This is a genomic window from Pseudomonas sp. SMV71, from assembly GCF_052042015.1.
Taxonomy (GTDB): domain Bacteria; phylum Pseudomonadota; class Gammaproteobacteria; order Pseudomonadales; family Pseudomonadaceae; genus Aquipseudomonas.
In genome coordinates, this window is the sequence record NZ_JBKGGU010000023.1 from 65,394 (window position 1) to 90,694 (window position 25,301).

Genomic DNA, 25,301 nt, shown 5'->3' on the forward strand with positions numbered 1-25,301 from the left:
AAATCCTCTGTAGGGGTGAGGTTCTTGCGAAATACTGCGAAGCCGCGGTGATCAACCGCCGCCGATGGCGTGGACCACCTCGACGCTGTCACCGTCGTTCAGCGTGGTGTCGGCGTGCTGGCTGCGCGGGACGATATCCAGATTGAGTTCCACCGCGACGCGACGTCCGGCCAGTTCCAGACGGGTCAGCAGGGCCGCGACGGTTTCACCGTCGGGCAGGTCAAGGGGTTCGCCGTTCAACTGAATGCGCATGCCGGATGCCGTCATCATTTTTAGGGGCTGGCATTCTAGCCCGATCAGTCTGGGCGACCCAAGTCCCTTGGTCAGGGAGAGCTACAAGGGACAAGCTTCAAGCGGCAAGTTGCAGGCGCCAAGCCGCTAGCCCCAGGCACAGCCAGCCGATCAGGAACGCAACGCCGCCGAACGGGGTGATGATGCCGAGTTTGCTGATGCCGGTGAGGGTCAGCAGATAGAGGCTGCCGGAGAACAGCACAATCCCGATCACGAATGAAATCCCGGCCCAGGTGACGATGCGTCCGGGGATGTGCGTGGCCAGCAGTGCGACGCCCAGCAGCGCCAGGGTGTGCACCAGTTGATAGGTCACGCCGGTGTGGAAGATGGCCAGGTAATCGGCGCTCAGGCGGTTTTTCAAGCCGTGGGCGGCAAAGGCTCCGAGTGCCACGCCGGTGAAGCCGAAAAAAGCCGCCAGCATCAGAAAACTACGCAGCATGAGAACTCCAGTCAGACTCGGTGGGCAGGGTCTGTATAATGGCCCGCTCGACCGGTTCGGCCAAGCCATCTCTATGCTGCGTTCATTATTTCGACGACTCCTCAAAGCCCTGCTCTGGTTCGCCGTTGGCAGCGTTGTGCTCGTACTGTTGTTTCGCGTGGTCCCGCCGCCGTTCACGGCGCTGATGATCGAGCGCAAGGTTCAGTCCTGGTTCAGCGGTGAGCCAATCGACCTGCAACGCAGCTGGCAGCCTTGGGAGGAGATTTCCGACAATCTCAAGGTCGCGGTGATCGCTGGCGAAGACCAGAAATTCCCCGAGCACTGGGGCTTCGACATCGGTGCGATCCAGGCGGCATTCGCCCATAACGAGCGCGGCGGTTCGATTCGCGGCGCCAGCACCCTGAGCCAGCAAGTGTCGAAGAATCTGTTCCTATGGTCGGGTCGCAGTTGGCTGCGCAAAGGCCTGGAAGCCTGGTTTACCGCGTTGATCGAGGTGTTCTGGCCCAAGCAACGGATTCTTGAGGTGTACCTCAACAGCGTCGAGTGGGACAACGGCGTATTCGGCGCCGAAGCAGCGGCGCGGCATCATTTCCGCGTCGGCGCCAACGCTTTGTCCCGCCAGCAGGCCAGCCTGCTGGCCGCCGTGTTGCCCAACCCCCGTAAATGGAGCGCCGGCCGGCCAAGCCCTTATGTGCTACGGCGGGCTAGCTGGATTCGTCAGCAGATGAGCCAGTTGGGGGGTGACAGTTACTTGCTGGAGCTCAATAACGCGCGGCGCGCGCCCTGGGCCCAGTAGCCGCAACACCACAGCCCCCCTGTGGGAGATCTCTTGTGGGAGCGAGCCTGCTCGCGATGGCGCACTGTCAGCTATCAATAAGTTGACTGATACACCGCCATCGCGAGCAGGCTCGCTCCCACAGGGACCTGTCTTGGGCCTGAAATAAAAACGCCCCGACCATCACTGATCGGGGCGTTTTTTTGTAGCCGTTGCACAGGTCAGGCCGCGATCGACACCTTGAGCTTGTTCATCGCGCTTTTCTCAAGCTGACGAATCCGCTCGGCCGATACGTTGTACTTCTGCGCCAGGTCGTGCAGCGTGGCTTTTTCCTCGGCCAGCCAACGCTGGTAGAGGATGTCGCGGCTGCGTTCGTCCAGCACTTCCAACGCTTCGTGCAGGTTGGTGTTGGAGTTGTCGCTCCAATCGGCATCTTCCAGTTGACGCGCCGGGTCGTACCGGTGGTCTTCCAGGTAATTGGCCGGCGATTGGAAGGCGCTGTCGTCGTCCGCTTCGGCGGCCGGGTCGAAGGCCATGTCATGGCCGGTCAGGCGGCTTTCCATCTCGCGCACTTCCCGAGGCTCCACACCCAGGCTCTCGGCCACGCGATGGACTTCCTCGTTGTTCAGCCAGGCCAGGCGTTTCTTCTGGCTGCGCAGGTTGAAGAACAGCTTGCGCTGGGCCTTGGTGGTCGCGACTTTCACGATGCGCCAGTTGCGCAGGATGAACTCGTGGATTTCCGCCTTGATCCAGTGCACGGCAAACGACACCAGGCGTACGCCCATTTCCGGGTTGAAACGCTTGACTGCCTTCATCAGGCCGACGTTGCCTTCCTGGATCAGGTCGGCCTGGGCCAGCCCGTAGCCGGAATAGCTGCGGGCGATGTGTACGACAAAACGCAGGTGGGCGAGCACCATCTGCCGAGCCGCCTCAAGATCCTGCTGGTAATAGAGACTCTCGGCCAGTTCACGCTCCTGCTCGGGCGTCAGCAATGGAATGCTGTTCACCGTGTGCACATAGGCCTCCAGGTTCGCACCCGGGACCAGAGCATACGCAGGTTGCAAAGAAGTGGTCATACGAAAAAACCTCCGACTCACATAACTCGTGCAGTTCAGCACTGCGAAAATTGACCGGGAACCGTAGGACAAGTTCCCACAAAAACTGAAAGGTCAATACGCGCAAATAACACTATTTCGGTGCAAGCTCACGCAGGTGGCGTGCTACCGCAATCCATGCACCGATATAACCCAACAGCACTGCGCCAAGCAAGAGCGACAGCCCATCGGCGACCGGTACACCGGCCAACGCGAAGTCACTGCCGTACAAACCGGCCAACCCCACCACTGCATCGTTCAGCCAATCCAGGCCGAACGCCAAAACACCCCAGGACAGGATCCCGGCACCGAAGCCATACAGCGCGCCCATGTAAAGGAAGGGCCTGCGCACATAGCTGTCCGTGCCGCCGACGAGTTTAATCACTTCTATCTCGGTGCGGCGGTTTTCAATATGAAGACGAATGGTATTGCCTATCACCAAAAGTAATGCAGAAACCAGCAACACCGTCAGACCGAAGACAAACCGGTCGCCAAGCTTGAGGATCGCCGCAAGACGCTCGACCCAGACTAGATCAAGTTGCGCCTGCTGTACCTTGGGCAATTCGGAAAGTCTTTGTCTTAATGCTTCAAGGGTCGGCTTGTCGACCTCCTTCGGCGTCACCAACACCACGCCCGGCAGCGGGTTTTCCGGCAACTCCTTGAGAGCTTCGCCCAGGCCGGACTGCTGCTGGAACTCTTCCAGCGCCTGCTCCCGGCCGATGTATTCGGCATCGGCCACGCCCGGCATGGCCTTGATCTGCTCGCGCAGCGCCTGACCTTCGCCCGGGGACGCGTCCAGTTGCAGGTACAGGGAAATCTGCGCCGCCCGTTGCCAGGAACCACCCAGGCGCTCGACGTTTTTCAGCAGTAATGACAGACCCATGGGCAGGCTCAGGGCCACAGCCATGACCATGCAGGTGAAGAAGCTGCCGATGGGCTGCTTGCCCAGGCGGCGCAAGCTATCCAGCAGGCTGGCACGATGGCTCTCGATCCAGGCGCGTAGCAGCGTGGCGAAATCCGGACCATCATCTTCGTCGTGCTTTTTCTTCGGCGGCTGCGGGTCGGTGCCCTTCGGGGCCACGCGCTCGGCGACTTTAGAACTGCGGGTTGCGCTCATACGCCGGCCTCCCCGTCACCAATCAATCGACCGCGCTGCAAGGTGAGCATGCGGTGACGCATGCGTGCGATCAGTGCCAGGTCGTGACTGGCGATCAGCACACTGGTGCCCAAACGATTGATGTCTTCGAATACGCCCATGATCTCCGCCGCCAGGCGTGGGTCGAGGTTACCGGTAGGTTCATCCGCCAGCAGAAGCGCTGGACGATGGACGATGGCGCGGGCGATGCCGACGCGCTGTTGCTGGCCGGTGGACAGGTCGCCGGGGTACAGCTCGGCCTTGTCCGACAGGGCCACGCGCTCCAGGGCAGAATCCACGCGCTTGTTGATCTCGACCTTGGACAGCCCGAGGATCTGCAACGGCAACGCCACGTTATTGAACACAGTGCGATCGAACAGCAACTGGTGATTCTGGAACACCACGCCGATCTGCCGCCGCAGAAAAGGGATCTGGGCATTGCTGATGGTGCTCAGGTCCTGGCCGGCCAACAGCAGCTTGCCGGAAGTGGGCCGCTCCATCGCCAGCAGCAGGCGCAGCAGCGTGCTTTTACCCGCGCCGGAATGGCCGGTGACGAACAGAAACTCGCCGCGACGGACTCGAAAGCTCAGCTCATGCAAGCCGACGTGACCGTTCGGATAGCGTTTACCGACCTGTTCGAAACGAATCATGAGTGCTCCCGCTCGGCAAACAGCGCCTGGACAAAGGGCTCGGCTTCAAAGGTGCGCAGATCGTCGATGCCTTCACCCACGCCGATGTAGCGGATGGGCAGGCCGAATTGCTTGGCCAGGGCGAAGATCACCCCGCCCTTGGCGGTACCGTCGAGCTTGGTCAGGGCCAGGCCCGTAAGTTCGACGGTCTGGTTGAATTGCTTGGCCTGGTTGATGGCGTTCTGGCCGGTGCCGGCGTCCAGCACCAACAACACTTCGTGGGGCGCATCGGCGTCGAGCTTGCCGATCACCCGGCGCACCTTCTTCAACTCTTCCATCAGGTTGTCTTTGGTGTGCAGGCGACCGGCGGTGTCGGCGATCAGCACATCGATGCCACGGGCCTTGGCCGCCTGCACGGCGTCGAAGATCACCGAAGCGGAGTCGGCGCCGGTGTGTTGGGCAATCACCGGGATCTTGTTGCGCTCCCCCCACACTTGCAGCTGTTCCACCGCAGCGGCTCGGAAGGTGTCGCCAGCGGCGAGCATGACTTTCTTGCCTTCAAGCTGCAGCTTCTTCGCCAGTTTGCCGATGGTGGTGGTCTTGCCGGCGCCGTTGACGCCCACCACCAGAATCACGAATGGCTTGTTCTGCGAGGCAATCACCAATGGCTGCTCCACCGGCTTGAGCAAGCCGGCGAGTTCGCCCTGGAGGGATTTGTACAGTGCATCGGCATCGGTCAGCTGTTTGCGCGCGACCTTCTGGGTCAGGCTCTTGATGATCACCGAAGTCGCCTCGACCCCGACGTCGGCGGTCAACAGGCGGGTTTCGATGTCTTCGAGCAATTCGTCATCGATGACTTTCTTGCCCAGGAACAGGCTGGCCATGCCTTCGCCGATGCTGGCGCTGGTCTTCGACAGGCCTTGCTTGAGGCGGGCGAAGAAGCCGACCTTGCTCTCCTCGACGGCGCGCGGAGACTCAACCGCGGCCGATGCCTGGACCGGTGCCGGTTCTGGCTCTGGCTCGACGGCGACTGGCGCGACAATTGGAGCCTCAACCGGCTGCGTTGGCGCCGGAATTGGCGGGGTGATGTGCAGGGCTTGGGCGTCCTCGACAAACGCCACCGGCTCTTCCGCCACCGGCAAGGTCAGCCAGGGGGTTTGTCCGGCAGGTGGCGTCAGCGGCTGTTCGGCCACCGGCTCAGGCTCTGGCGCGGGTTCGGCTTCAGGTTCGACCGGTTGCAGCACCGGCTCGGCCAACGGCAGGACGATGGGCGTCGCTTGCTCGTCGACCGGCTCGACGGCGGGCTCAGTCAGCGCTGGCGGCTGCTCGACGACGGTTTCCTGCGGCTTCTTGCGCAGCCATCCGAACAGGCCTTTCTTCTCGCCAGCCGCGGCTGGGGTCTTTTTGTCGTCGTTGGAACCAAACATGGAGGACGGCTATCTCACGGTAGCGACGCGCCACGGGGCGCCTCGGTAATAAAAATTCAATGCTGAACAGACTGCGTTTCATCCAGCTTGTTCACGCGCAACAGATTGTCGAAATGTCTGCGAGACATTTCATGGTCAATTTTTTCGAAGGACTGGCAGGGCATCATCGGCGAAAACGCCGTGATCAGCGAACAAACTCCACGCTTGTGCAAAGTCTTCGACCGACAAAAGGCCTGATAAGCGTGGCCGCCAGTAAAACGGACCGTTATCCTAGCACCCTCTCGCCCGCCGACGCTAAGACCTGGCGGACAACCCAACAGGTTTAAACACGAATGAATGCTCTTGCCCGCCGCGCCGCAGGCCTGCTGCTCAGCACAGTCTGCCTGCCTTTCTCAGCCCTGGCTGCCGACCCACAACCCACCCATGAATTCACCCTCGACAACGGCCTGAAGGTCGTGGTGCGCGAGGACCATCGGGCGCCGGTGGTGGTGTCCCAGGTCTGGTACAAGGTGGGCTCCAGTTACGAGACACCGGGCCAGACCGGTTTGTCCCATGCCCTGGAACACATGATGTTCAAGGGCAGCGAGAAGGTCGGGCCAGGCGAAGCCTCGCTGATCCTGCGCGACCTCGGTGCCGAAGAGAACGCTTTCACCAGCGACGACTTCACCGCCTATTACCAGGTGCTGGCCCGGGACCGTCTGGGCGTGGCATTCGAACTGGAAGCCGACCGCATGGCCAGCCTGCGCCTGCCGCCGGAAGAGTTCAGCCGCGAGATCGAGGTGATCAAGGAAGAGCGCCGCATGCGCACCGACGACAAGCCGATGTCCAAGGCCTTCGAGCGTTTCAAGGCCATGGCCTACCCGGCGAGCGGTTATCACACCCCTACCATCGGCTGGATGGCCGACCTGGACCGGATGACCGTCGGCGAGCTGCGCCATTGGTACGAATCCTGGTACGCCCCGAACAATGCGACCCTGGTGGTGGTCGGAGACGTCACCCCTGACGAGGTCAAGGCCCTGGCCCAGCGCTATTTTGGCCCGGTGCCCCGGCGCGACGTGCCGACGGCGAAGATCCCGCTGGAGCTGGCCGAGCCCGGCCAGCGCCAGATCACCCTGCATGTACAGACCCAACTGCCGAGCCTGATGCTGGCCTTCAACGTCCCGAGCATCGCCACGGCCACCGACAAACGTTCGGTCAACGCCCTGCGGCTGATCTCCGCCTTGCTGGACGGCGGCTACAGCGGGCGCATCCCGACCCAGCTGGAGCGCGGCGAAGAGCTGGTGTCCGGCGGCTCGTCGAATTACGACGCCTATACCCGTGGCGATTCGCTGTTCACCTTGTCGGCGGCGCCCAATACCCAGAAAAACAAAACCATGGCCGAGGCCGAAGCCGGGCTGTGGCGCTTGCTCGATCAACTGAAGAACACCGCCCCGACCGCCGAAGAGCTGGAACGCGTGCGCGCCCAGGTCATCGCCGGCCTGGTGTACGAGCGTGACTCGATCACCAGCCAGGCCACTGCTATCGGTCAGCTGGAAACCGTCGGCCTGTCCTGGAAGCTGATGGACACCGAACTGGCCGATCTGCAAAGCGTGACCCCGCAAGATATCCAGAAGGCAGCCCAGCTGTATTTCACCCGTTCGCGTCTGAGCGTTGCACACGTTTTGCCCGAGGAGAAAGCTCATGAGTGAGCGCAAATCATCGCGCCTGCTGCTGGTCGGCCTGGTGTTCGTCGCCCTGGCCTGCGCCCTGGCTTTCTATCTGTCGCCCGCCAGCCGTGTCACCGCGAGCCAGGCGCTGGACAACGCCAAGTCCGGCAATAAGCTGCAATCGCTGGCGGAACTGGACGGCAAGGCCCCCGGCCATCGTCAGCTCGACGTCCAGACCTGGACCACCGCTGAAGGCGCCAAGGTGCTGTTCGTCGAAGCCCGGGAGCTGCCGATGTTCGACCTGCGCCTGACTTTCGCCGCCGGCAGCAGCCAGGACGGCGACGCCCCTGGCCTGGCGCTGTTGACCAACGCCATGCTCAACGAAGGCGTGGCCGGCAAAGACGTCGGCGCGATTGCCGAAGGCTTCGAAAGCTTGGGCGCGGACTTCGGCAACGGCGCCTACCGCGACATGGCTGTGGCGTCCCTGCGCAGCCTCAGCGCGGTGGACAAGCGCGAGCCGGCGCTGAAGCTGTTCGCTGAAGTCGTCGGCAAACCGACCTTCCCCGCCGACTCCTTCGCCCGCATCAAGAACCAGATGCTCGCCGGCTTCGAGTACCAGAAACAGAACCCTGGCAAACTGGCGGGCCTGGAACTGATGAAGCGCCTGTATGGCGATCACCCCTACGCGCATTCCAGCGACGGCACCGCGCAAAGCATCCCGCCGATCACCCTGGCCCAGGCCCGGGCTTTTCACGCCAAGGCCTACGCCGCTGGCAACGCCGTGATTGCACTGGTGGGAGACTTGTCCCGTGCCGAGGCCGAAGCGGTCGCCGGCCAGGTGTCCGCGGCACTGCCCAAAGGCCCGGCCCTGGCGAAGACCCCGCCTCCGGTGGAACCGAAGGCGAGCGTCAACCACATCGAGTTTCCATCCAAGCAGACCAACCTGATGCTCGCGCAGCTGGGCATCGACCGGGACGACCCGGACTTTGCCGCCGTCTCCCTGGGCAACCAGATCCTAGGCGGTGGCGGTTTCGGCACCCGGCTGATGACCGAGGTGCGGGAAAAACGTGGCCTGACCTACGGCGTGTATTCCGGCTTTACACCGATGCAGGCCCGTGGCCCGTTCATGATCAACCTGCAGACCCGCGCCGAGATGAGCGAAGGCACGCTGAAGCTGGTGCAGGATGTATTCGCCGATTACCTCGCCAATGGCCCGACCCAGAAGGAACTGGACGACGCCAAGCGCGAACTGGCGGGCAGCTTCCCGCTGTCCACCGCCAGCAACGCTGACATCGTCGGCCAGCTTGGCGCCATGGGTTTCTATGATCTGCCACTGAGCTACCTGGAAGATTTCATGCGTCAATCCCAGGCGCTGACGGTCGAGCAAGTCAAGGCTGCGCTGAACAAACACCTGAGCACCGATAAAATGGTCATCGTGACCGCCGGTCCGACCGTGCCACAGAAGCCGCTGCCGGCCCCCACTGACAAACCCGCCGAGCAACCGCTCGGGGTCCCGGAGCACTAATGGCCCGTCCATCGAATTCCAGCAAGAAACCCGTCCACAACGGTGTGAACCAGTTACGCATCATCGGTGGCGAATGGCGCAGCCGGCGCCTGAGCTTTCCCGAAGCCCCAGGCTTGCGTCCGACCCCGGATCGGGTGCGTGAAACGCTGTTCAACTGGCTCGCACCCTATGTGGAAGGCGCACGGGTGCTCGACCCGTTCGCCGGCAGCGGCGCGCTGTTCCTCGAAGCGCTATCCCGTGGCGCGGCCATGGGCCAAGCGCTGGACGCCAGCAGCCTGGCGGTTTCCAGCCTGAAAGAACACCTCGGTACCTTGCGCTGCACCGTCGGCCAGGTGCACACGGCTGACGCGCTGCGCTACCTGGACAGCCAGCCGGCAACCCCTTTCGACCTGGTGTTCCTGGACCCGCCGTTCAACCAGAACCTGTTGCCGACCGTATGCGCCCTGCTGGAGGAACGGCAGTGGCTGGCCGCGGATGCCTGGGTCTACACTGAAAGCGAGACCGCCCCGTCCACCCTTGGCTTGCCGGGCAATTGGCGCCTGCATCGCGAGCAGAAATCCGGACGGGTGTATTACGCGTTGTGGCAGCGCATGGCAGACGTCGTTGGCTGAACGACTGGCCGGTGCATCGAGAATAAGAATGTCCGCCGCATCTGAACGTTTCGTCCCGCCCCCGGGCCTGGGCAATCCGCACTTGCAGACCTTGTGGGGCCCGCTTTGGCGCAAGACCACCCACATCGAGCGACAACGCGAACGCCTGTGGCTGGAAGACGGAGACTTCCTCGACCTCGACTGGCATGGCCCCCACAGCGCCAAGGCGCCCGTGGTGCTGGTGCTCCATGGGCTGACCGGCTCTTCCAACTCGCCGTACGTGGCCGGCCTGCAACAAGCGCTCGGGCGCCAGGACTGGGCGAGTGTCGCGCTGAACTGGCGCGGCTGTTCGGGGGAGCCGAACCTGTTGCCGCGCAGCTATCACTCGGGCGTCAGCGAGGACCTGGCCGCCGCCATCACCCATATCCGCGCCCTGCGCCCCTTGGCGCCGTTGTTCGCCGTGGGCTATTCGCTGGGTGGCAACGTGTTGCTCAAGCATCTGGGGGAAACCGGCAGCGACAGCCGGTTACAGGGCGCCGTGGCGGTCTCGGTGCCGTTTCGCCTCGACCAGTGCGCCGATCGCATCGGACAAGGCTTCTCGCGGTTCTACCAGGCGCATTTCATGCGGCAACTGGTGGCCTACGTGCGCAATAAGCAACGCCAGTTCCAGCACGACGGCCGCCATGAAGGGCTGGCGACCTTGATGGCACTGGGTCCGTTGGAAAACATGCGCACGTTCTGGGATTTCGATGGCCGGGTGACCGCGCCGTTGCATGGTTTTTCGGATGCGGCAGATTATTACCGCCAGGCCTCCAGCCGCTATTTCATGGGCAGGATCGCCACCCCGACCCTGGTCATCCAGGCCGCCGACGATCCGTTCGTGTTTCCCCACAGCCTGCCCGAGCCCGCCGAGCTATCGGCCTCGACGCAACTTGAGCTGCATCCACGGGGTGGGCATGTGGGGTTTGTCGATGGAACCTTGCGCAACCCCGGCTATTACCTGGAGCGACGAATTCCACAGTGGCTGGCAAGCCTGTGCCGTGGTGCATAAACGCATCGTTACCATGGCGAGGGAGCTTGCTCCCGCTGGAGTGCGCAGCGCTCCCAAGCTCTTGTGGGGCCGCTTCGCAGCCCAACGGGAGCAAGCTCCCTCGCCACAAAATCCATCGGCCCCGGAACTGAACGCTATTCGCCCTTCGCCACACCCCGCTGCGGGTCATTGATCCACTCGCTCCACGAACCGGCGTACAACCGGCCCAGCGGATATCCCGCCAGGCACAAGGCGAACAGGTTATGACACGCCGTCACGCCCGAGCCACAGTAGGCCACCAGTTCGGTCGGCGACCGCCCGCCGAGCTTTTCGGCGAAGCGCTGCTTGAGCTGATCGGCTGGCAGGAAGCGGCCGTCGCTGCCCAGGTTGTCGGTGAACGCTGCGCATTGCGCGCCGGGGATATGTCCGGCCACCGGATCGATCGGCTCGACCTCACCCTTGAAACGCGGCAACGCCCTGGCATCCAGCAGCGTCATGTCGGGCTGGCCCAGGCGTTGTTGTAACGCTTGGGCACTGAGCAGCAAGGTTGCATCCGGCGAACCGCTGAAGCGGCCGCGACGGTCTTGCGGCGGATCGAGGCTCAATGGCAAGCCGGCGGTATGCCAGGCCTTGAGGCCACCGTCGAGGATAAACACGCCCTCGCGCTTGCCCAGCCAGGCCAGCAGCCACCAGGCCCGCGCCGCGTAAGCACCAGGGCCATCATCGTAGAGCATGATGTCGCTGTCGTTATCGACACCCCAGGCCTGGAGGCGCTCGACCAGAGCTTCGGGCTCCGGCAGCGGATGACGCCCGGTCACGCCTTTGGTCACCGGCCCGCTCAGGTCCCGCTCGAGGTCGGCGAACGACGCGCCGGCAATATGGCCTTCGGCATAGCTGCGCTGGCCGTAATCCGGATCCTCCAGGGCAAAGCGGCAATCGAGAATAACCAGCCCGGGCTGCGCCCGACGCTGTTCGAGGGCTTGAGGACTGATGAGTTGGGCAATGGGCATGGTGAACTCCTGTGACGCCAATCGAGGGATCGATCCTACTGCCCTTCCTCCAGGGTCTGGGCCAATGGGACGTAAAACTCTTTGAACAGTGCATCCACCGCTTCGCGGGCCTGGTCGGTGACGAAGCCGGCCTCCAGCACCAGGACCTGATACACCCCGCGCTTGATCGCCTGCTCGCTCAGATGACTGGAATTTTCCCGGGTGGTGCACAGAAACCGCACCCACGAAGTGAGGATGATCCAGGCATTGAGGGTCAGGGACTCGATCTGGACCCGATCCATCTTCAGGATGCCGGCGGCGACGAAGCCCTCATAGATAGCGGTCCCGTGGATCAGGCAGCGCTGGGAGAAACGCCGATAGCGGGCTGCCAGGTCCGGGTCGCTATCGAGCAGATGCTCCAGGTCCCGATGCAGGAAACGGTAGCTCCACATGGCCGACAACAGCTCCTGCAAATAGAAGCGCTTGTCTTCCACCGTGGCCGCCCGCCCTACAGGTGGGCGCAGGAAGCTGTCCACCAGGTTCTCGTACTCACTGAACAGCACGGCGATGATCGCCTGCTTGTTGGGGAAGTGGTAGTAGAGGTTACCCGGCGACATGTCCATGTGCGCGGCAATATGGTTGGTGCTGACACTGCGCTCGCCTTGCTGATTGAACAGCTCCAGGCTGTTCTGCACGATGCGCTCGCTGGTTTTTATTCGTGGGGCCATGGTTTGGGCTTTAATCGACGAAGGCATTGAGCGGCATCTTACGACCTATCGGTCACAGGAAAAACCCAAGGATGCCGTTGACTTTCTAGAGTACAAGCTCTAAAAACACCCCATTCTAATAATATCCGGTGCCCGCCATGCCAGCCGACGTTGCTTTCCTGCACCAATCCCAACAGCAACTGGACGAATTGCGGGCGCTCTTTGACGCGCAGCGCCAGGCCTACGCCGCCCATCCACTGCCGCCGGTCGAACAACGCCGGCAGTGGCTCAAGGCCTTGCGCGAAATACTGAGCGATGAACGCCAGGCCCTGATCGACGCCATCAGTCAGGATTTCAGCCACCGCAGCGCCGACGAAACATTGCTGGCCGAGCTGATGCCCAGCCTGCATGGCATTCATTACGCCAGCCGGCACCTCAAGGGCTGGATGAAACCCTCCCGGCGTAAAGTGGGCATGGCCTTCCAGCCGGCATCGGCCAAGGTGGTGTATCAACCGCTGGGGGTGGTCGGGGTGATCGTGCCCTGGAACTATCCGTTGTTCCTGGCCATCGGGCCGTTGGTCGGCGCGCTGGCGGCAGGTAACCGGGTGATGCTCAAACTCAGCGAATCGACCCCGGCCACCGGGCAACTGCTCAAGCAATTGCTGGCGCGAGTCTTTCCCCAGGACCTGGTCTGCGTGGTACTCGGTGAAGCCGAGGTCGGCATGGCATTTTCCAAGCTGCCCTTCGATCACCTGTTGTTCACCGGCGCCACCAGCATCGGCAAGCATGTCATGCGGGCCGCCGCCGAAAACCTGACCCCGGTCACCCTGGAACTGGGTGGAAAATCGCCGGCCATCGTGTCCGGAGATGTCCCGCTCAAGGACGCCGCCGAGCGTATTGCCTTCGGCAAGACCCTGAACGCCGGGCAGACCTGCGTCGCCCCGGACTATGTGCTGGTGCCGCAGAACCGGGTCGGTGAATTCGTCGAGGCCTATCGCGAGGCGGTTCGTGGGTTCTATCCGACCCTGGCGAACAACCCGGACTACACCGCAATCATCAACGAAAGACAACTGGCGCGGCTCAACGGTTACATCGGCGACGCCACCAGCAAGGGCGCGCTGCTGATCGAGCTGTTCGAGCAAGGCCAGGGGCGACGCATGCCCCATAGCCTGTTGCTCAATGTCAACGATGAAATGACCGTCATGCAGGACGAAATCTTCGGTCCGCTGCTGCCCATCGTGCCCTACGAGCATCTGGACCAGGCATTTGCCTACATCAATCGGCGACCGCGTCCCCTGGCACTTTATTACTTCGGCTACGACAAGGCCGAACAGAATCGCGTACTCCACGAGACTCATTCCGGCGGCGTCTGCCTGAACGACACGCTGTTGCACGTCGCCCAGGACGACTTGCCATTCGGCGGTATCGGCCCGTCGGGCATGGGGCACTACCACGGGCACGAGGGGTTCCTGACTTTCAGCAAGGCCAAGGCGGTGCTGGCCAAGCAGCGCTTCAACGCTGCCCGCCTGATATACCCACCGTACGGCAAGCCTTTGCAGAAGTTGATCCAGAAGCTGTTTGTCCGTTGACGCGTTGTTCCTGCCGGCAATAAATCGGGTAATAACAAGAATGAACCCAAGCCTGATCGACACACCCGCCCTGTCACGGCGCGGCCTGCTGAAATTCAGCTTCGGCGCCAGCGCCTTCCTGGCAACCGTCGGGTTGGGGGCCAGCCTGAGCGGCTGCTCGCCGAGCCATCCGGCCAATGGCCTGGCGGTTTTGCGTGACAGCGACCTGCCATTTCTACGGGCCGTCATCCCGGTGATGCTGGATGGCGCGGTGGCGGTCGAGAATATCTACGCCGCGACGGACCTCACCTTACAAAGCCTGGACAACGGCCTGGCGCACCTGTCCCCGTCCATGCTCAAGCTCACGCACCAGCTGTTCGACGTGCTCTCGCTCGGCATCACCCGTGGACCTCTGACCGGGGTCTGGGGCTCGTGGGAAAACGCCAGCGCCGAAGACATACGCCAGTTTCTCCACCGTTGGGAAAACAGTTCGCTGGACCTGCTGCAACAAGGCCACGGCTCGCTGCTGCAGATGGTGATGATGGCGTGGTACAGCCGGGCCGAGGCCTGGGCGCATTGCGGGTATCCGGGGCCGCCGAAGGTTTGAAATCCAAGTGCTTTTGTGGGAGCGAGCTTGCTCGCGATAGCGGTGTGTCAGCTCACTTGATTACTGCTGACCCGACGCCATCGCGAGCAAGCTCGCTCCCACAGGGAAAGCATTCCAATCCATAACAACAAGAGAATCCCCACATGCCCGTACCCGATCCCTTCCGCGAAGGCCTGGCCCGCGGTTGGACCACCTACAACGGCGCCCGGCTGACCCAGGACCTGCACCTGGAAGCCGACGTGGCAATCATCGGCAGCGGTGCCGGCGGTGGCACCACGGCGGAAATCCTCAGCGCGGCCGGCTACAAGGTGTTGCTGATCGAGGAAGGCCCGCTCAAAACCAGCCACGACTTCAAGCTGCTGGAGGACCAGGCCTACACCAGCCTGTACCAGGAAGGCCTGGGACGCATGAGCAAGGACGGCGCCATCACCATTCTTCAGGGCCGGGCGGTGGGCGGCACGACGCTGATCAACTGGACCTCCAGCTTTCGCACCCCGGACCAGACCCTCGACCATTGGGCCGCCGAGCATCAGGTCAAGGGGCACAGCCCCGCCGAAATGGCGCCCTGGTTCGAACAAATGGAGCAACGCCTGGGCGTGGCGCCGTGGTTGATTCCACCCAATGCCAACAACGACGTGATCCGCAAAGGCTGCGAACAGCTGGGCTACAGCTGGCACGTCATCCCGCGCAATGTGCGCGGTTGCTGGAACCTGGGTTATTGCGGTCTCGGCTGCCCGTCCAACGCCAAGCAATCGATGCTGGTCACGACCATTCCTGCCACGCTGGATAAAGGCGGCGCGCTGCTTTATCTGGCGCGGGCCGAGCGCCTGATCCTCAAGAATGACGTCGTGGTCGGCCTGGAATGCCTGGCTATGGACGAACGTTGCGTGGCACCGAACGGGCGGCGCATCACGGTCAAGGCGCGGCACTATGTGCTGGCCGGCGGCGGCATCAACAGCCCGGCCCTGTTGTTGCGCTCCGATGCGCCGGACCCGCACCGCCGCCTGGGCAAGCGCACCTTTCTGCACCTGGTGAACACCTCGGCCGGGCAGTTCGACGAGGTCATCAACCCGTTCTACGGCGCCCCGCAATCGATCTATTCGGACCATTTCCAGTGGCAGGACGGCCCCACCGGCCGGATGTCCTACAAGCTCGAAGTCCCGCCGCTGCATCCGGCCCTTGCCGCCACCTTGCTGGGCGGGTTCGGCAGCGAAAGCGCCGCGCACATGGGCCAGTTGCCCCACACCCACGCCATGCTGGCACTGTTGCGCGACGGTTTTCATCCGGACAGCCCCGGCGGTACCGTCGAATTGCGCAGCGACGGTACGCCCGTGCTCGACTATCCGGTTTCGCCCTATATCCGGGACGGCCTGCGCCGGGCCTTTCACAGCATGGCCGAGATCCAGTTCGCTGGCGGCGCGAAGGCGGTCATGCCGGTGCACAGCGATGCCCGCTACGTGAAGACCCTGGCCGAGGCCCGCACGCTGATAGACAGCCTGGACCTGGCCTTGCACCGCACGCGCCTGGCCAGCGCCCACGTAATGGGCGGTTGCGCCATGGGCGAGAATCGCCAGACCGCGGTCGCCGATAGCCTCGGTCGCCACCATCAACTGGGCAATCTGTCGATCCATGACGGCTCGCTGTTCCCCACGAGCATTGGTGCCAATCCGCAGTTGTCGGTATACGGTTTGACGGCGAAACTGGCGACTTCCCTAGCCGAACGCCTGAGAAACCCATGACAGCCGGCAGTATTCGCAGCGCCTATAGTGCGTTCTTGTCCCAAAGCCGACTTGGCCGACCGGACAGGCTGCGATACCATCCGACTCCCCAACGGATTCCCGCCAGGACGACGCGATGAACCGAGTGTTGTACCCAGGTACCTTCGACCCGATTACCAAGGGCCATGGCGATCTGGTCGAACGCGCCGCGCGCCTGTTCGACCACGTAATCATTGCCGTCGCCGCCAGCCCGAAGAAAAACCCGCTGTTCCCGCTGGAGCAACGCGTGGAGCTGGCCCGCGAGGTCACCAAGCACCTGCCGAACGTAGAAGTGGTCGGTTTCTCGACGCTGCTGGCGCATTTTGCCAAGGAGCAGAATGCCAACGTGTTCCTGCGCGGCCTGCGTGCGGTCTCGGACTTCGAGTACGAATTCCAGCTGGCCAACATGAACCGCCAGTTGGCCCCGGACGTCGAAAGCCTGTTCCTGACGCCGTCGGAGCGCTACTCGTTCATCTCTTCGACCCTGGTGCGGGAAATCGCGGCGCTGGGTGGTGACATCACCAAGTTCGTCCACCCGGCCGTGGCTGATGCGCTGACCCTGCGCTTCAAGAAATGACCCGCTGACTGCGCTGCGTCTCGCCGCACGGCAGTCCATCGCGCCCGCGTGCACTGCGCTCGCCAATGCGGCACAATTGCGCGCATACGTTTTTAAGATGCCCGGGCTAACGCCCCGGCAGGAGCCTGCATGTCCCTGATCATCACCGACGACTGCATCAATTGCGACGTCTGCGAACCCGAGTGCCCGAACGAAGCCATTTCCCAGGGCGAAGAGATCTATGTCATCGACCCGAACCTGTGCACCCAGTGCGTCGGCCACTACGACGAACCCCAGTGTCAGCAGGTATGCCCGGTGGATTGCATCCCGCTGGACGAAGCCCATCCGGAGACTGAAGAACAGTTGATGGAGAAATATCGCAGGATTACGGGCAAGGGTTGAGCCAGAAGGTCCTGTAGCGCCTGTACTGGCCCTATCGCGAGCAGGCTCGCTCCCACAAGGGATCTGCACGTGGCACAAATAGCGTGAACACAGCAGACCCCCTGTGGGAGCGAGCCTGCTCGCGATGAGGCCATAAGCCATATCCCAAAACCAACTGCCCTCACTCCCGCCGCTCAAACCCCTCTCCAATACACCCCAGACACCGCACGAACGTAGCCCTGGCCGGGTCCACGACCAAGGCTTTCCCCGCATCCCCCACCCCACCGCCCAACGCGGTAAAAGGCAACGACACCACGAACGCCCCGGTGCCGATCACGGTGGCAGCGAGCAGCAGTGGACGGGCGATCAGCAGGTCACCGAGCATGGCATAGGCTGGCGGGTTCTGGATGGTGTAGCGCGGGTCGCCGCTGCCGCCGTTGGCCAGGGCAGGCACGGCGACACTCAGCAGCAGCGTGAGAACGACAGGTCGGAACACATTCATCGGGCGATCCTTCGGTTAAGCAGTACGACTACTGACTATAGACCGTAGGACAAATCAGCTCTGGCAGCGTGGACACCAGACGCTCGCACGCTGGCCCAGGCGGATTTCCCGCAGCCCCGTGCCACAGACCTTGCACAACTGGCCACCGCGGCCATAGACGAACAGTTCCTGCTGGAAATACCCAGGCTGGCCGTCACCGCCGATGAAATCGCGCAGGGTGGTGCCGCCGCGCTCGATGGCATGGGCGAGGATGCGTTTGATCTCGATGGCCAGCTTGAGGTAACGCGCCCGGGAAATTCCCCCGGCCGCCCGGCGCGGGTCGATGCCGGCGGCAAACAGCGCTTCGGTCGCGTAGATGTTGCCGACACCCACCACTACCGCGTTGTCCATGATGAACGGCTTGACCGCCATGGAGCGGCCGCGGGACAACTGGAACAAGCGCTCGCCGTCGAACAGATCGGTCAGCGGCTCCGGCCCGAGGCGAACCAACAGTTCGTGATTGAGCGGATCGAGGCTCCAGAGCATCGCGCCGAAACGTCGCGGGTCGGTGTAGCGCAGCGCCAGGCCGGACTCCAGTTCGATGTCCACATGCTCGTGCCGGGCGGCCGGCATGCCGACCTCCACCAGCCGCAGGTTGCCGGACATGCCCAAGTGACTGATCAACGTGCCGACCTCGGCGTTGATCAACAGGTACTTGGCCCGGCGCTCCACCTGCACGATGCGCTGGCCCGAGAGGCGCACATCGAGGTCTTCCGGAATCGGCCAGCGCAGCCGACGATCACGCACCAGCACGCGGCTGACCCGCTGCCCTTCAAGGTGTGGCGCGATTCCGCGGCGAGTGGTTTCGACTTCCGGCAGTTCTGGCATGGGGCTCTCGAGTCAGGCGAAGCTCGTACTCAGCGAGTGGCGAGATCGCGGATTTCCTGTTTCTGGGTCTGGAAGTCGTATTCCGACAATCCGATGTAGTCGAGCACCAGCGGTCCGACACACTCCCACTCGTGGTCTTCGGCCTGATTGCCCAGTACCCGGTGGGAGGCACAGATGTTCTCCGACATCTTGAGGATCGCCAGCAGGTTCTTCAGCTGGCAGTTGTTACGCGAAGACTCGTCGCTGAAGACCGCGAGGGCGTTGTGGTGATTGGCGATAGCCTGGCTGACATGGTCCGGCAGGCGCCAGGACTTGGACGTGTAGTAACCGACCACTGCATGATTGGTATTGAACACCCGGTTCTCGGTGTCCACCACCCGACATTGCGCGCTGGCGCTGGCATAGGCCTCCTCCAGCACGCTCATGTAGTCGGGGAACTGCTTGAGCATCAACGGCACGCCGCAATCGTGGAACAGCCCCAGCGCATAGGCTTCGTCGCCATTCTCCAGGCCGACGCGCTTGGCCAGGGTCAGGCAGGTCATCGCCACGTCCTGGGCGGTGTCCCAGAAACGGTTGAGGGTGACGATGGTATCGTCGTGCAGCTCGCCTTTGATCGATTGCGCGTTGATCAGGTTGATGATCGAACGACTCCCCAACAGGTTCACCGCGCGCTGGATCGAGGTGATCTTGTTGCGCAGGCCGTAATACGGCGAGTTGACAATCTTGAGCAACGCGCCCGAAAGGCCCGGATCCTGGGAGATCAGCTTGGCGATTGTCTCCAGGTCCGGATCCGGCATGTACTGCTCCATCTGCAGATCCACCATGATCTGCGGCTGGGGCGGCACGCTGATGCCTTGCAGGGACTGTTGGATCTGTTCGGCGGAAAGCTCTTGGGACATGAGTACATACTCTGGGCACAGGCGGCGATTCTAACCCTGAATGACGCATCCGATACACCGCCCGGTAGATGGGCGGAACTTTCGTTCGGCCACAGGCTTCGGACTCAGTAGGGCCGATATCAAACCTGCGTAAGGCTTAGGTCGGCCGCCAATCCAATCAGCTTGAGGAGAAATTTCATGCCCGGTTCGCTGAACAACAAGCGTGTCGCCATCCTGGTGACCGACGGTTTCGAACAGGCCGAACTGACCGGCCCGAAACAGGCATTGGAACAGGCCGGAGCCCAGGTGGACATCCTTTCCGCCAAGGAAGGCCAGGTCAAAGGCTGGAACCATGACAAACCCGCCGACGATTTCAAGATCGACCTGACCTTCAAGGCCGCCCATGTCGAGCAGTACGACGCCGTGGTGCTGCCCGGCGGTGTGCAGAACTCCGACACCATCCGCATAGACCCCGACGCACAGCGCCTGGTCAAAGGTTTCGAGGCGGCCAGCAAGCCCATCGCGGTGATCTGCCACGGTGGCTGGCTGCTGGTGTCGTCCGGGCTGGTCAAGGGCAAGACCATGACCAGTTACAAGACGCTCAAGGACGACTTGGTCAACGCGGGCGCCAATTGGGTAGACCAGGAAGTGGTCAAGGACGGTACATTGATCAGCAGTCGCCAGCCCGATGACATCCCGGCGTTCAATCGAGAGTTGATCGGGGCGTTGTCTGCCTGACTCATCGTAGCAAGGGGGCTTGATCGAAATAGGGCGGCTGCGCCACCCAGCGGGAGCAAGCTCCCTCGCCACATGTCCAGCGCAAGCCCCGGACCCGCTTCAACACGCTATACTCCCGCTCTTTTTTCCGGAGCGACGTCATGTCCCTGCCCAGCCTGCGCCTCAAAGCCAATGCCGACCGTCGCCTGCGCGCCGGTCACCTGTGGGTCTACAGTAACGAGATCGACGTAGCCGCGACCCCGTTGCACGGCTTCAAGGCCGGCGACCAGGCGATCCTCGAAGCCGCCGGCGGCAAGCCGTTGGGCATCGTCGCGATGAGCCCCAACAACCTGATCTGCGCACGCCTGCTGTCCCGCGACGTGAAGTTGCCACTGGACAAATCCCTGCTGGTGCATCGCTTGAACGTGGCGCTGTCGTTGCGCGAGCGGTTGTTCGACAAGCCGTTCTATCGGTTGGTCTACGGTGATTCCGACCTGTTGCCGGGCCTGGTGGTCGATCGTTTCGGCGATATCCTGGTGGTGCAACTCGCTTCCGCCACCATGGAAGCCCACAAGGACGACGTGATCGCCGCCCTGACCCAGGTGCTCAAGCCCAGCGGCATCCTGTTCAAGAACGACTCCGCCGCACGCGACGCCGAAGGCCTGGAGCGCTACGTCGAGACCGTGTTCGGCGTTGTGCCAGAGTGGGTCGCCCTGGAAGAGAACGGCGTGAAGTTCGAAGCACCGGTCATGGAAGGCCAGAAGACCGGCTGGTTCTACGACCACCGCATGAACCGTGCGCGCCTGGCGCCTTATGCCAAGGGCAAACGCGTGCTGGACCTGTTCAGCTACATCGGTGGCTGGGGCGTGCAAGCCGCCGCCTTCGGCGCCAGCGAAGTGTTCTGCGTCGACGCATCGGGCTTTGCCCTGGACGGCGTCGAGCGTAACGCGGCGCTGAACGGCTTCGCCGAGAAACTGACCTGCGTCGAAGGCGACGTGTTCGAAGCCCTGAAGGAGCTCAAGGCCAGCGAAGAACGCTTCGACGTGATCGTCGCCGACCCACCGGCGTTCATCAAGCGCAAGAAAGACCTGAAGAATGGCGAAGGCGCCTATCGCCGACTCAACGAACAAGCCATGCGCCTGCTCAGCAAGGACGGCATTCTGGTCAGCGCTTCGTGCTCCATGCACCTGCCCGAAGACGACCTGCAGAACATCCTGCTGACCAGCGCCCGCCACCTGGACCGCAACATCCAACTGCTCGAGCGCGGCGGCCAGGGCCCGGACCACCCGGTGCACCCGGCCATTGCTGAAACGCGCTACATCAAGAGCATTACTTGCCGGTTGTTGCCTAATAGCTGAGTGACCGCGCGGAACCGGAGCTGCGGCTCCGGTGTTGCGTAATGACCGATGACACCTTGATCGCAGCCGGGCTGCGATTTTTTTTGCCTGCCGAACGGTACCGCGGCGTGACGTTCGCGTGCAGGCTCGCGCCCACAATCGGACAGGGGCATCCCTGAAGAAACGGGTCGGCTGTCAGGCCGTCTTGCAGCCATGAAGTCATTGTCGATGGCTTGTAAGACCTCTCCCACGTGATTACCGGAGCCTTCCTACTCAATCGCCCCTTGCCAGTAAGTGCTCAAGTTTCAACACTGACAGCCCCATTTATCGGGACTGTACAAGCGCCGAATTTCCTCCAGGGCAGGTACCGATGGCTGACACCAGAGCGTTCTCAAACACCCGAAAACCCGCAACGGTCGGCCTGCTCCTGATGCTGACTTTGCTCGGGGTGTTTCCAATCGACGTGGTGCTGCCGTCGTTTCCTGCGCTGTCCGAACATTTCGGACGTCCATCGTCCGAAATCGCCCTGTCCGTCAGCCTGTTCGCGGTGGGGATTGCCCTTTCGCAGTTGCTGGTCGGCCCGCTCTCCGACGCCATGGGCCGCAAGAGCCTGTTGTTGGTCGGGATTGGCGCTTCTGCCATTGGAGCAACCGGTTGCGTACTGGCCGAGAGTTTTGAGGGTTTTCTGTTGTTCCGTGTCGTCCAGGCCCTGGGGTGCGGTTGCTTCGTGCTGTCCCAGGCGCTGATCCAGGATCTGTTCACATGCCGGGAACAACAGCGACTGCGAATTTTCCTGGTGACCTGCGGCGGGGTCTTCATTTCCGTTTCGCCGCTGGCCGGCACCGGGTTGCAAAGCTGGATAGGTTGGCGCGGCAGCTTCCTGGTGTTCATGGCCCTGGCTGTCGGTGCGTTCATGAGCGCCTGTTTTCTGCTCAAGCCTTCTCCAGCGGATAGCCAGCGCAGGCGCCCGGACTTCATCGCGGCCTACCGAACGGTATGCAGCGATTTCACCTTCATGGCGTACTGGCTGACGTCCGCGCTGGCGTTCTCCTGCCATTTCTCGTTCATCGTGATTTCGCCGCTGATTCTGATCGACCAGTTGCACCTGTCGTCCGAGGCTTTTTCACTGGCGCTGCTGGGCTATGGCATGGCTTACATCGGCGGTGGAGCGGCCGCGACGTTGCTCAGCAGCCGAATCGACCCACAAATACAAATTTTCACGGGCCTGAGCCTGATTCTGACGGCGGGTGCGCTGATGTTCTGGCTATGCACCTATCTGGGTTTGTCAGTCACCACCCTGTTGCTGCCCATGATCGTGTGCACCGCCGGAACCACCATTGCCCGCGCAGCAGCCCACACCCAGGCCATGAACAGATTCCCCGAACGAGCCGGAACCTCTGCTTCGGCCGGCAGTGTGCTGATCTTCATCGCTGGCGGGCTGACCAGTGCCGCGATCAGTCTTACTTCACTGGACAGGCAGATGACGCTGGCCCTCTGCCTGATACTGCTCGGTTTCCTGGGGCTGATGCTCAATGCTCTGGTCCGGCATCGCTACGGCGCGCTGTCGACCGGCTGAACCCTGCCAGTCGTCATCCCGTAAGCGCCATCGGCATCCGATCAGCGCTTTGCAGCATTTCATCCTGGCGTCAGCGGTGTAGAATCGCGGGATTCATCGCCATTCATCCCCGGCGGGTTTATGAGCTCATGCCCAGGCGCGCAGTGATCCTGCACCGTCAACGGCCACTTCCCGGTACACCGCCCATCCAGAGTGTTCCAGACGTCGACAGAAGCTCACTTCCCCTGACTAGTACCTGATTTGCCGCCCGGAGTGTTCCATGCCCGATTACCGCTCGAAAACATCCACCCACGGTCGCAACATGGCCGGCGCCCGTGCACTGTGGCGCGCCACGGGGATGAAGGATGACGACTTCAAGAAGCCGATCATCGCCATTGCCAACTCCTTCACCCAGTTCGTACCGGGCCATGTCCACCTCAAGGACCTGGGCCAGCTGGTTGCCCGGGAAATCGAACGCGCAGGCGGCGTAGCCAAGGAGTTCAACACCATCGCGGTGGACGACGGCATCGCCATGGGCCACGACGGCATGCTCTATTCGCTGCCGAGCCGCGAGATCATCGCCGACTCCGTCGAATACATGGTCAACGCCCACTGCGCTGACGCCATCGTGTGCATTTCCAACTGCGACAAGATCACCCCCGGCATGCTCATGGCCGCCCTGCGCCTGAACATTCCGGTGATCTTCGTCTCCGGCGGCCCGATGGAAGCTGGCAAGACCAAGCTCGCCAGCCACGGCCTCGACCTGGTGGACGCCATGGTGATCGCCGCCGACTCCAGCGCCTCCGACGAGAAGGTCGCCGAGTACGAGCGCAGCGCCTGCCCGACCTGCGGTTCATGCTCCGGCATGTTCACCGCCAACTCGATGAACTGCCTGACCGAGGCCCTTGGCCTGGCCCTGCCGGGCAACGGCTCGACCCTGGCCACCCACAGCGACCGCGAGCAGCTGTTCCTGCAGGCCGGCCGGACCATCGTCGAGCTGTGCAAGCGCTACTACGGTGAGAACGACGCGTCGGTGTTGCCGCGCAACATCGCCAACTTCAAGGCGTTCGAAAACGCCATGACCCTGGACATCGCCATGGGCGGTTCCACCAACACCATCCTGCATTTGCTGGCCGCCGCCCAGGAAGCCGAGGTCGATTTCGACCTGCGCGACATCGACCGCCTGTCCCGCAACGTGCCGCAACTGTGCAAGGTCGCGCCGAACATCCAGAAGTACCACATGGAAGACGTGCACCGCGCCGGCGGGATCTTCAGCATCCTCGGTTCGTTGGCCCGTGGTGGCCTGCTGCACACCGACCTGCCGACCGTGCACAGCAAAAGCATGGCCGAGGCCATTGCCAAGTGGGACATCACCCAGACCACCGACGAAGCCGTGCACCATTTCTTCAAGGCAGGCCCGGCGGGTATTCCGACGCAAACCGCGTTCAGCCAGTCGACCCGTTGGGAAACCCTGGACGACGACCGTGAAAACGGTTGTATCCGCAGCGTCGAACATGCCTATTCCAAGGAAGGTGGCCTCGCCGTGCTGTACGGCAACATCGCCCTGGACGGCTGCGTGGTGAAAACCGCAGGTGTCGACGAGTCGATCCATGTATTCGAAGGCAACGCCAAGATCTTCGAAAGCCAGGACAGCGCAGTGCGTGGGATCCTCGCCGACGAAGTGAAGGCCGGCGATATCGTGATCATTCGCTACGAAGGCCCGAAAGGCGGTCCGGGCATGCAGGAAATGCTCTACCCCACCTCGTACCTGAAATCCAAAGGCCTGGGCAAAGCCTGCGCCCTGCTCACCGACGGTCGTTTCTCCGGCGGTACCTCAGGGCTGTCCATCGGCCACGCTTCCCCCGAAGCGGCTGCCGGTGGCGCCATCGGCCTGGTGCAGGACGGCGACAAGGTGCTGATCGACATTCCGAACCGTTCGATCAACCTGTTGGTCAGCGATGAAGAACTGGCCGCACGTCGGGTCGTGCAGGACAGCAAAGGCTGGAAGCCGGCGGAAGTACGTCCCCGTAAAGTGACTACCGCGCTCAAGGCCTATGCCCTGCTCGCTACCAGCGCCGACAAGGGCGCGGTGCGCAACAAGGCGCTGCTGGACGGGCTGTAAGCGTTCATCGCCACGATAAAAATGCCCCGCCAAGTGCGGGGCATTTTTTTGTCTGTTCCGTGGCGAGGGAGCTTGCTCCCGCTCGGCTGCGCAGCAGTCACAAAGGTCTTGGGCCGGCTGCGCAGGCCAGCGGGAGCAAGCTCCCTCGCCACGGGTGTGTGCCAGGTTTTCGGTGTT

25 protein-coding genes are annotated in these 25,301 nt (G+C 62.6%); 14 read left to right on the plus strand and 11 right to left on the minus strand.

Translation table 11 applies throughout. The features are described 5' to 3' along the window. Positions 1–51: 51 nt before the first annotated feature. Both thiS and ACLEJQ_RS21510 read right to left on the minus strand, forming a co-directional pair. Positions 52–252, minus strand: coding sequence for a sulfur carrier protein ThiS (thiS, locus tag ACLEJQ_RS21505; RefSeq protein ID WP_440798222.1), 201 nt, complete (start codon positions 250–252; stop codon positions 52–54). Positions 253–349: 97 nt separating this feature from the next. Beyond that, complete coding sequence (locus ACLEJQ_RS21510; RefSeq protein ID WP_440798224.1) at positions 350–730, minus strand: DUF423 domain-containing protein; 381 nt, start codon at positions 728–730, stop codon at positions 350–352. 73 nt (positions 731–803) lie between these two features. Here ACLEJQ_RS21510 and mtgA point away from each other — a divergent pair, with 73 nt between their 5' ends. Further along, positions 804–1,526, plus strand: coding sequence for a monofunctional biosynthetic peptidoglycan transglycosylase (mtgA, locus tag ACLEJQ_RS21515; protein WP_440798226.1), 723 nt, complete (start codon positions 804–806; stop codon positions 1,524–1,526). Positions 1,527–1,726: 200 nt separating this feature from the next. Here the strand turns inward: mtgA and rpoH are convergent, their stop codons facing one another. The 4 genes from rpoH to ftsY form a co-directional block, all read right to left on the minus strand. Continuing rightward, the gene (gene rpoH, locus ACLEJQ_RS21520; RefSeq protein ID WP_440798228.1) at positions 1,727–2,581 is read right to left on the minus strand and encodes an RNA polymerase sigma factor RpoH; all 855 of its coding nucleotides are present in this window, start codon (positions 2,579–2,581) and stop codon (positions 1,727–1,729) included. Positions 2,582–2,693: 112 nt separating this feature from the next. Next, a complete protein-coding gene (ftsX, locus tag ACLEJQ_RS21525; RefSeq protein ID WP_440798230.1) occupies positions 2,694–3,716 on the minus strand; it encodes a permease-like cell division protein FtsX in 1,023 nt (340 codons plus the stop codon). After that, a complete protein-coding gene (gene ftsE / locus ACLEJQ_RS21530) occupies positions 3,713–4,384 on the minus strand; it encodes a cell division ATP-binding protein FtsE (protein WP_440798232.1) in 672 nt (223 codons plus the stop codon). The genes ftsX and ftsE overlap by 4 nt, the downstream gene beginning before the upstream one ends. Next, positions 4,381–5,790, minus strand: coding sequence for a signal recognition particle-docking protein FtsY (ftsY, locus tag ACLEJQ_RS21535; RefSeq protein ID WP_440798234.1), 1,410 nt, complete (start codon positions 5,788–5,790; stop codon positions 4,381–4,383). The genes ftsE and ftsY overlap by 4 nt, the downstream gene beginning before the upstream one ends. A 332-nt stretch (positions 5,791–6,122) precedes the next feature. Between ftsY and ACLEJQ_RS21540 the strand changes: the two genes are divergently transcribed. The 4 genes from ACLEJQ_RS21540 to ACLEJQ_RS21555 are packed head-to-tail and all read left to right on the plus strand — an operon-like array spanning position 6,123 to position 10,602. Continuing rightward, positions 6,123–7,478, plus strand: coding sequence for a M16 family metallopeptidase (locus ACLEJQ_RS21540; protein WP_440798236.1), 1,356 nt, complete (start codon positions 6,123–6,125; stop codon positions 7,476–7,478). Beyond that, the gene (locus tag ACLEJQ_RS21545) at positions 7,471–8,961 is read left to right on the plus strand and encodes a M16 family metallopeptidase (protein WP_440798238.1); all 1,491 of its coding nucleotides are present in this window, start codon (positions 7,471–7,473) and stop codon (positions 8,959–8,961) included. The genes ACLEJQ_RS21540 and ACLEJQ_RS21545 overlap by 8 nt, the downstream gene beginning before the upstream one ends. After that, on the plus strand, positions 8,961–9,572 hold the full coding sequence (gene rsmD, locus ACLEJQ_RS21550) for a 16S rRNA (guanine(966)-N(2))-methyltransferase RsmD (RefSeq protein WP_440798240.1): 612 nt from the start codon (positions 8,961–8,963) through the stop codon (positions 9,570–9,572). Before ACLEJQ_RS21545 ends, rsmD begins: the two co-directional genes overlap by 1 nt. A gap of 28 nt (positions 9,573–9,600) precedes the next feature. Next, positions 9,601–10,602 carry a hydrolase gene (locus ACLEJQ_RS21555; RefSeq protein ID WP_440798242.1) on the plus strand — a complete coding sequence of 334 codons (1,002 nt, stop codon included), beginning with the start codon at positions 9,601–9,603 and terminating at the stop codon, positions 10,600–10,602. A 134-nt stretch (positions 10,603–10,736) separates the two neighbouring features. On the opposite strand, the gene ACLEJQ_RS21560 is transcribed toward ACLEJQ_RS21555, so the two are convergent. Together ACLEJQ_RS21560 and ACLEJQ_RS21565 are read right to left on the minus strand one after the other, a co-directional pair. Beyond that, positions 10,737–11,591 carry a sulfurtransferase gene (locus tag ACLEJQ_RS21560; RefSeq protein ID WP_440798244.1) on the minus strand — a complete coding sequence of 285 codons (855 nt, stop codon included), beginning with the start codon at positions 11,589–11,591 and terminating at the stop codon, positions 10,737–10,739. 35 nt (positions 11,592–11,626) lie between these two features. Further along, positions 11,627–12,298, minus strand: a complete 672-nt coding sequence (locus ACLEJQ_RS21565; RefSeq protein WP_440798267.1) for a TetR/AcrR family transcriptional regulator — start codon at positions 12,296–12,298, stop codon at positions 11,627–11,629. Positions 12,299–12,435: 137 nt separating this feature from the next. Here ACLEJQ_RS21565 and ACLEJQ_RS21570 point away from each other — a divergent pair, with 137 nt between their 5' ends. The 5 genes from ACLEJQ_RS21570 (at position 12,436) to ACLEJQ_RS21590 (ending at position 17,167) form a co-directional block, all read left to right on the plus strand. Further along, entirely contained in the window at positions 12,436–13,866 is a 1,431-nt protein-coding gene (locus ACLEJQ_RS21570) for a coniferyl aldehyde dehydrogenase (RefSeq protein ID WP_440798245.1), read from the plus strand. 40 nt (positions 13,867–13,906) lie between these two features. Beyond that, positions 13,907–14,452, plus strand: coding sequence for a twin-arginine translocation pathway signal protein (locus ACLEJQ_RS21575; protein ID WP_440798247.1), 546 nt, complete (start codon positions 13,907–13,909; stop codon positions 14,450–14,452). A gap of 143 nt (positions 14,453–14,595) precedes the next feature. Beyond that, on the plus strand, positions 14,596–16,191 hold the full coding sequence (locus tag ACLEJQ_RS21580; RefSeq protein ID WP_440798249.1) for a GMC family oxidoreductase N-terminal domain-containing protein: 1,596 nt from the start codon (positions 14,596–14,598) through the stop codon (positions 16,189–16,191). Positions 16,192–16,306: 115 nt separating this feature from the next. Next, positions 16,307–16,786, plus strand: coding sequence for a pantetheine-phosphate adenylyltransferase (gene coaD, locus ACLEJQ_RS21585; protein WP_040071510.1), 480 nt, complete (start codon positions 16,307–16,309; stop codon positions 16,784–16,786). A 129-nt stretch (positions 16,787–16,915) separates the two neighbouring features. Then, entirely contained in the window at positions 16,916–17,167 is a 252-nt protein-coding gene (locus ACLEJQ_RS21590; protein ID WP_440798251.1) for a YfhL family 4Fe-4S dicluster ferredoxin, read from the plus strand. Positions 17,168–17,327: 160 nt separating this feature from the next. On the opposite strand, the gene ACLEJQ_RS21595 is transcribed toward ACLEJQ_RS21590, so the two are convergent. The 3 genes from ACLEJQ_RS21595 to ACLEJQ_RS21605 are packed head-to-tail and all read right to left on the minus strand — an operon-like array spanning position 17,328 to position 19,360. Then, positions 17,328–17,648 carry a multidrug transporter gene (locus ACLEJQ_RS21595; RefSeq protein WP_440798253.1) on the minus strand — a complete coding sequence of 107 codons (321 nt, stop codon included), beginning with the start codon at positions 17,646–17,648 and terminating at the stop codon, positions 17,328–17,330. Between the two features lie 54 nt (positions 17,649–17,702). Further along, positions 17,703–18,515: a bifunctional DNA-formamidopyrimidine glycosylase/DNA-(apurinic or apyrimidinic site) lyase gene (mutM, locus tag ACLEJQ_RS21600; protein ID WP_440798255.1), complete on the minus strand. Its 813-nt coding sequence runs from the start codon at positions 18,513–18,515 to the stop codon at positions 17,703–17,705. A gap of 29 nt (positions 18,516–18,544) precedes the next feature. Then, the gene (locus tag ACLEJQ_RS21605; RefSeq protein ID WP_440798269.1) at positions 18,545–19,360 is read right to left on the minus strand and encodes an HDOD domain-containing protein; all 816 of its coding nucleotides are present in this window, start codon (positions 19,358–19,360) and stop codon (positions 18,545–18,547) included. A gap of 231 nt (positions 19,361–19,591) precedes the next feature. On the opposite strand from ACLEJQ_RS21605, the gene ACLEJQ_RS21610 reads away from it, so the two are divergent. From ACLEJQ_RS21610 to ilvD, 4 genes are all read left to right on the plus strand, one after another. After that, on the plus strand, positions 19,592–20,131 hold the full coding sequence (locus ACLEJQ_RS21610; protein ID WP_440798257.1) for a type 1 glutamine amidotransferase domain-containing protein: 540 nt from the start codon (positions 19,592–19,594) through the stop codon (positions 20,129–20,131). A gap of 140 nt (positions 20,132–20,271) precedes the next feature. Continuing rightward, positions 20,272–21,468 carry a class I SAM-dependent rRNA methyltransferase gene (locus ACLEJQ_RS21615; protein ID WP_440798259.1) on the plus strand — a complete coding sequence of 399 codons (1,197 nt, stop codon included), beginning with the start codon at positions 20,272–20,274 and terminating at the stop codon, positions 21,466–21,468. A 349-nt stretch (positions 21,469–21,817) separates the two neighbouring features. After that, the gene (locus ACLEJQ_RS21620; RefSeq protein ID WP_440798261.1) at positions 21,818–23,023 is read left to right on the plus strand and encodes an MFS transporter; all 1,206 of its coding nucleotides are present in this window, start codon (positions 21,818–21,820) and stop codon (positions 23,021–23,023) included. A gap of 259 nt (positions 23,024–23,282) precedes the next feature. After that, positions 23,283–25,124 (plus strand): dihydroxy-acid dehydratase, encoded by a 1,842-nt coding sequence (gene ilvD, locus ACLEJQ_RS21625; protein ID WP_440798263.1) that lies wholly within the window; start codon positions 23,283–23,285, stop codon positions 25,122–25,124. Positions 25,125–25,301 lie beyond the last annotated feature (177 nt).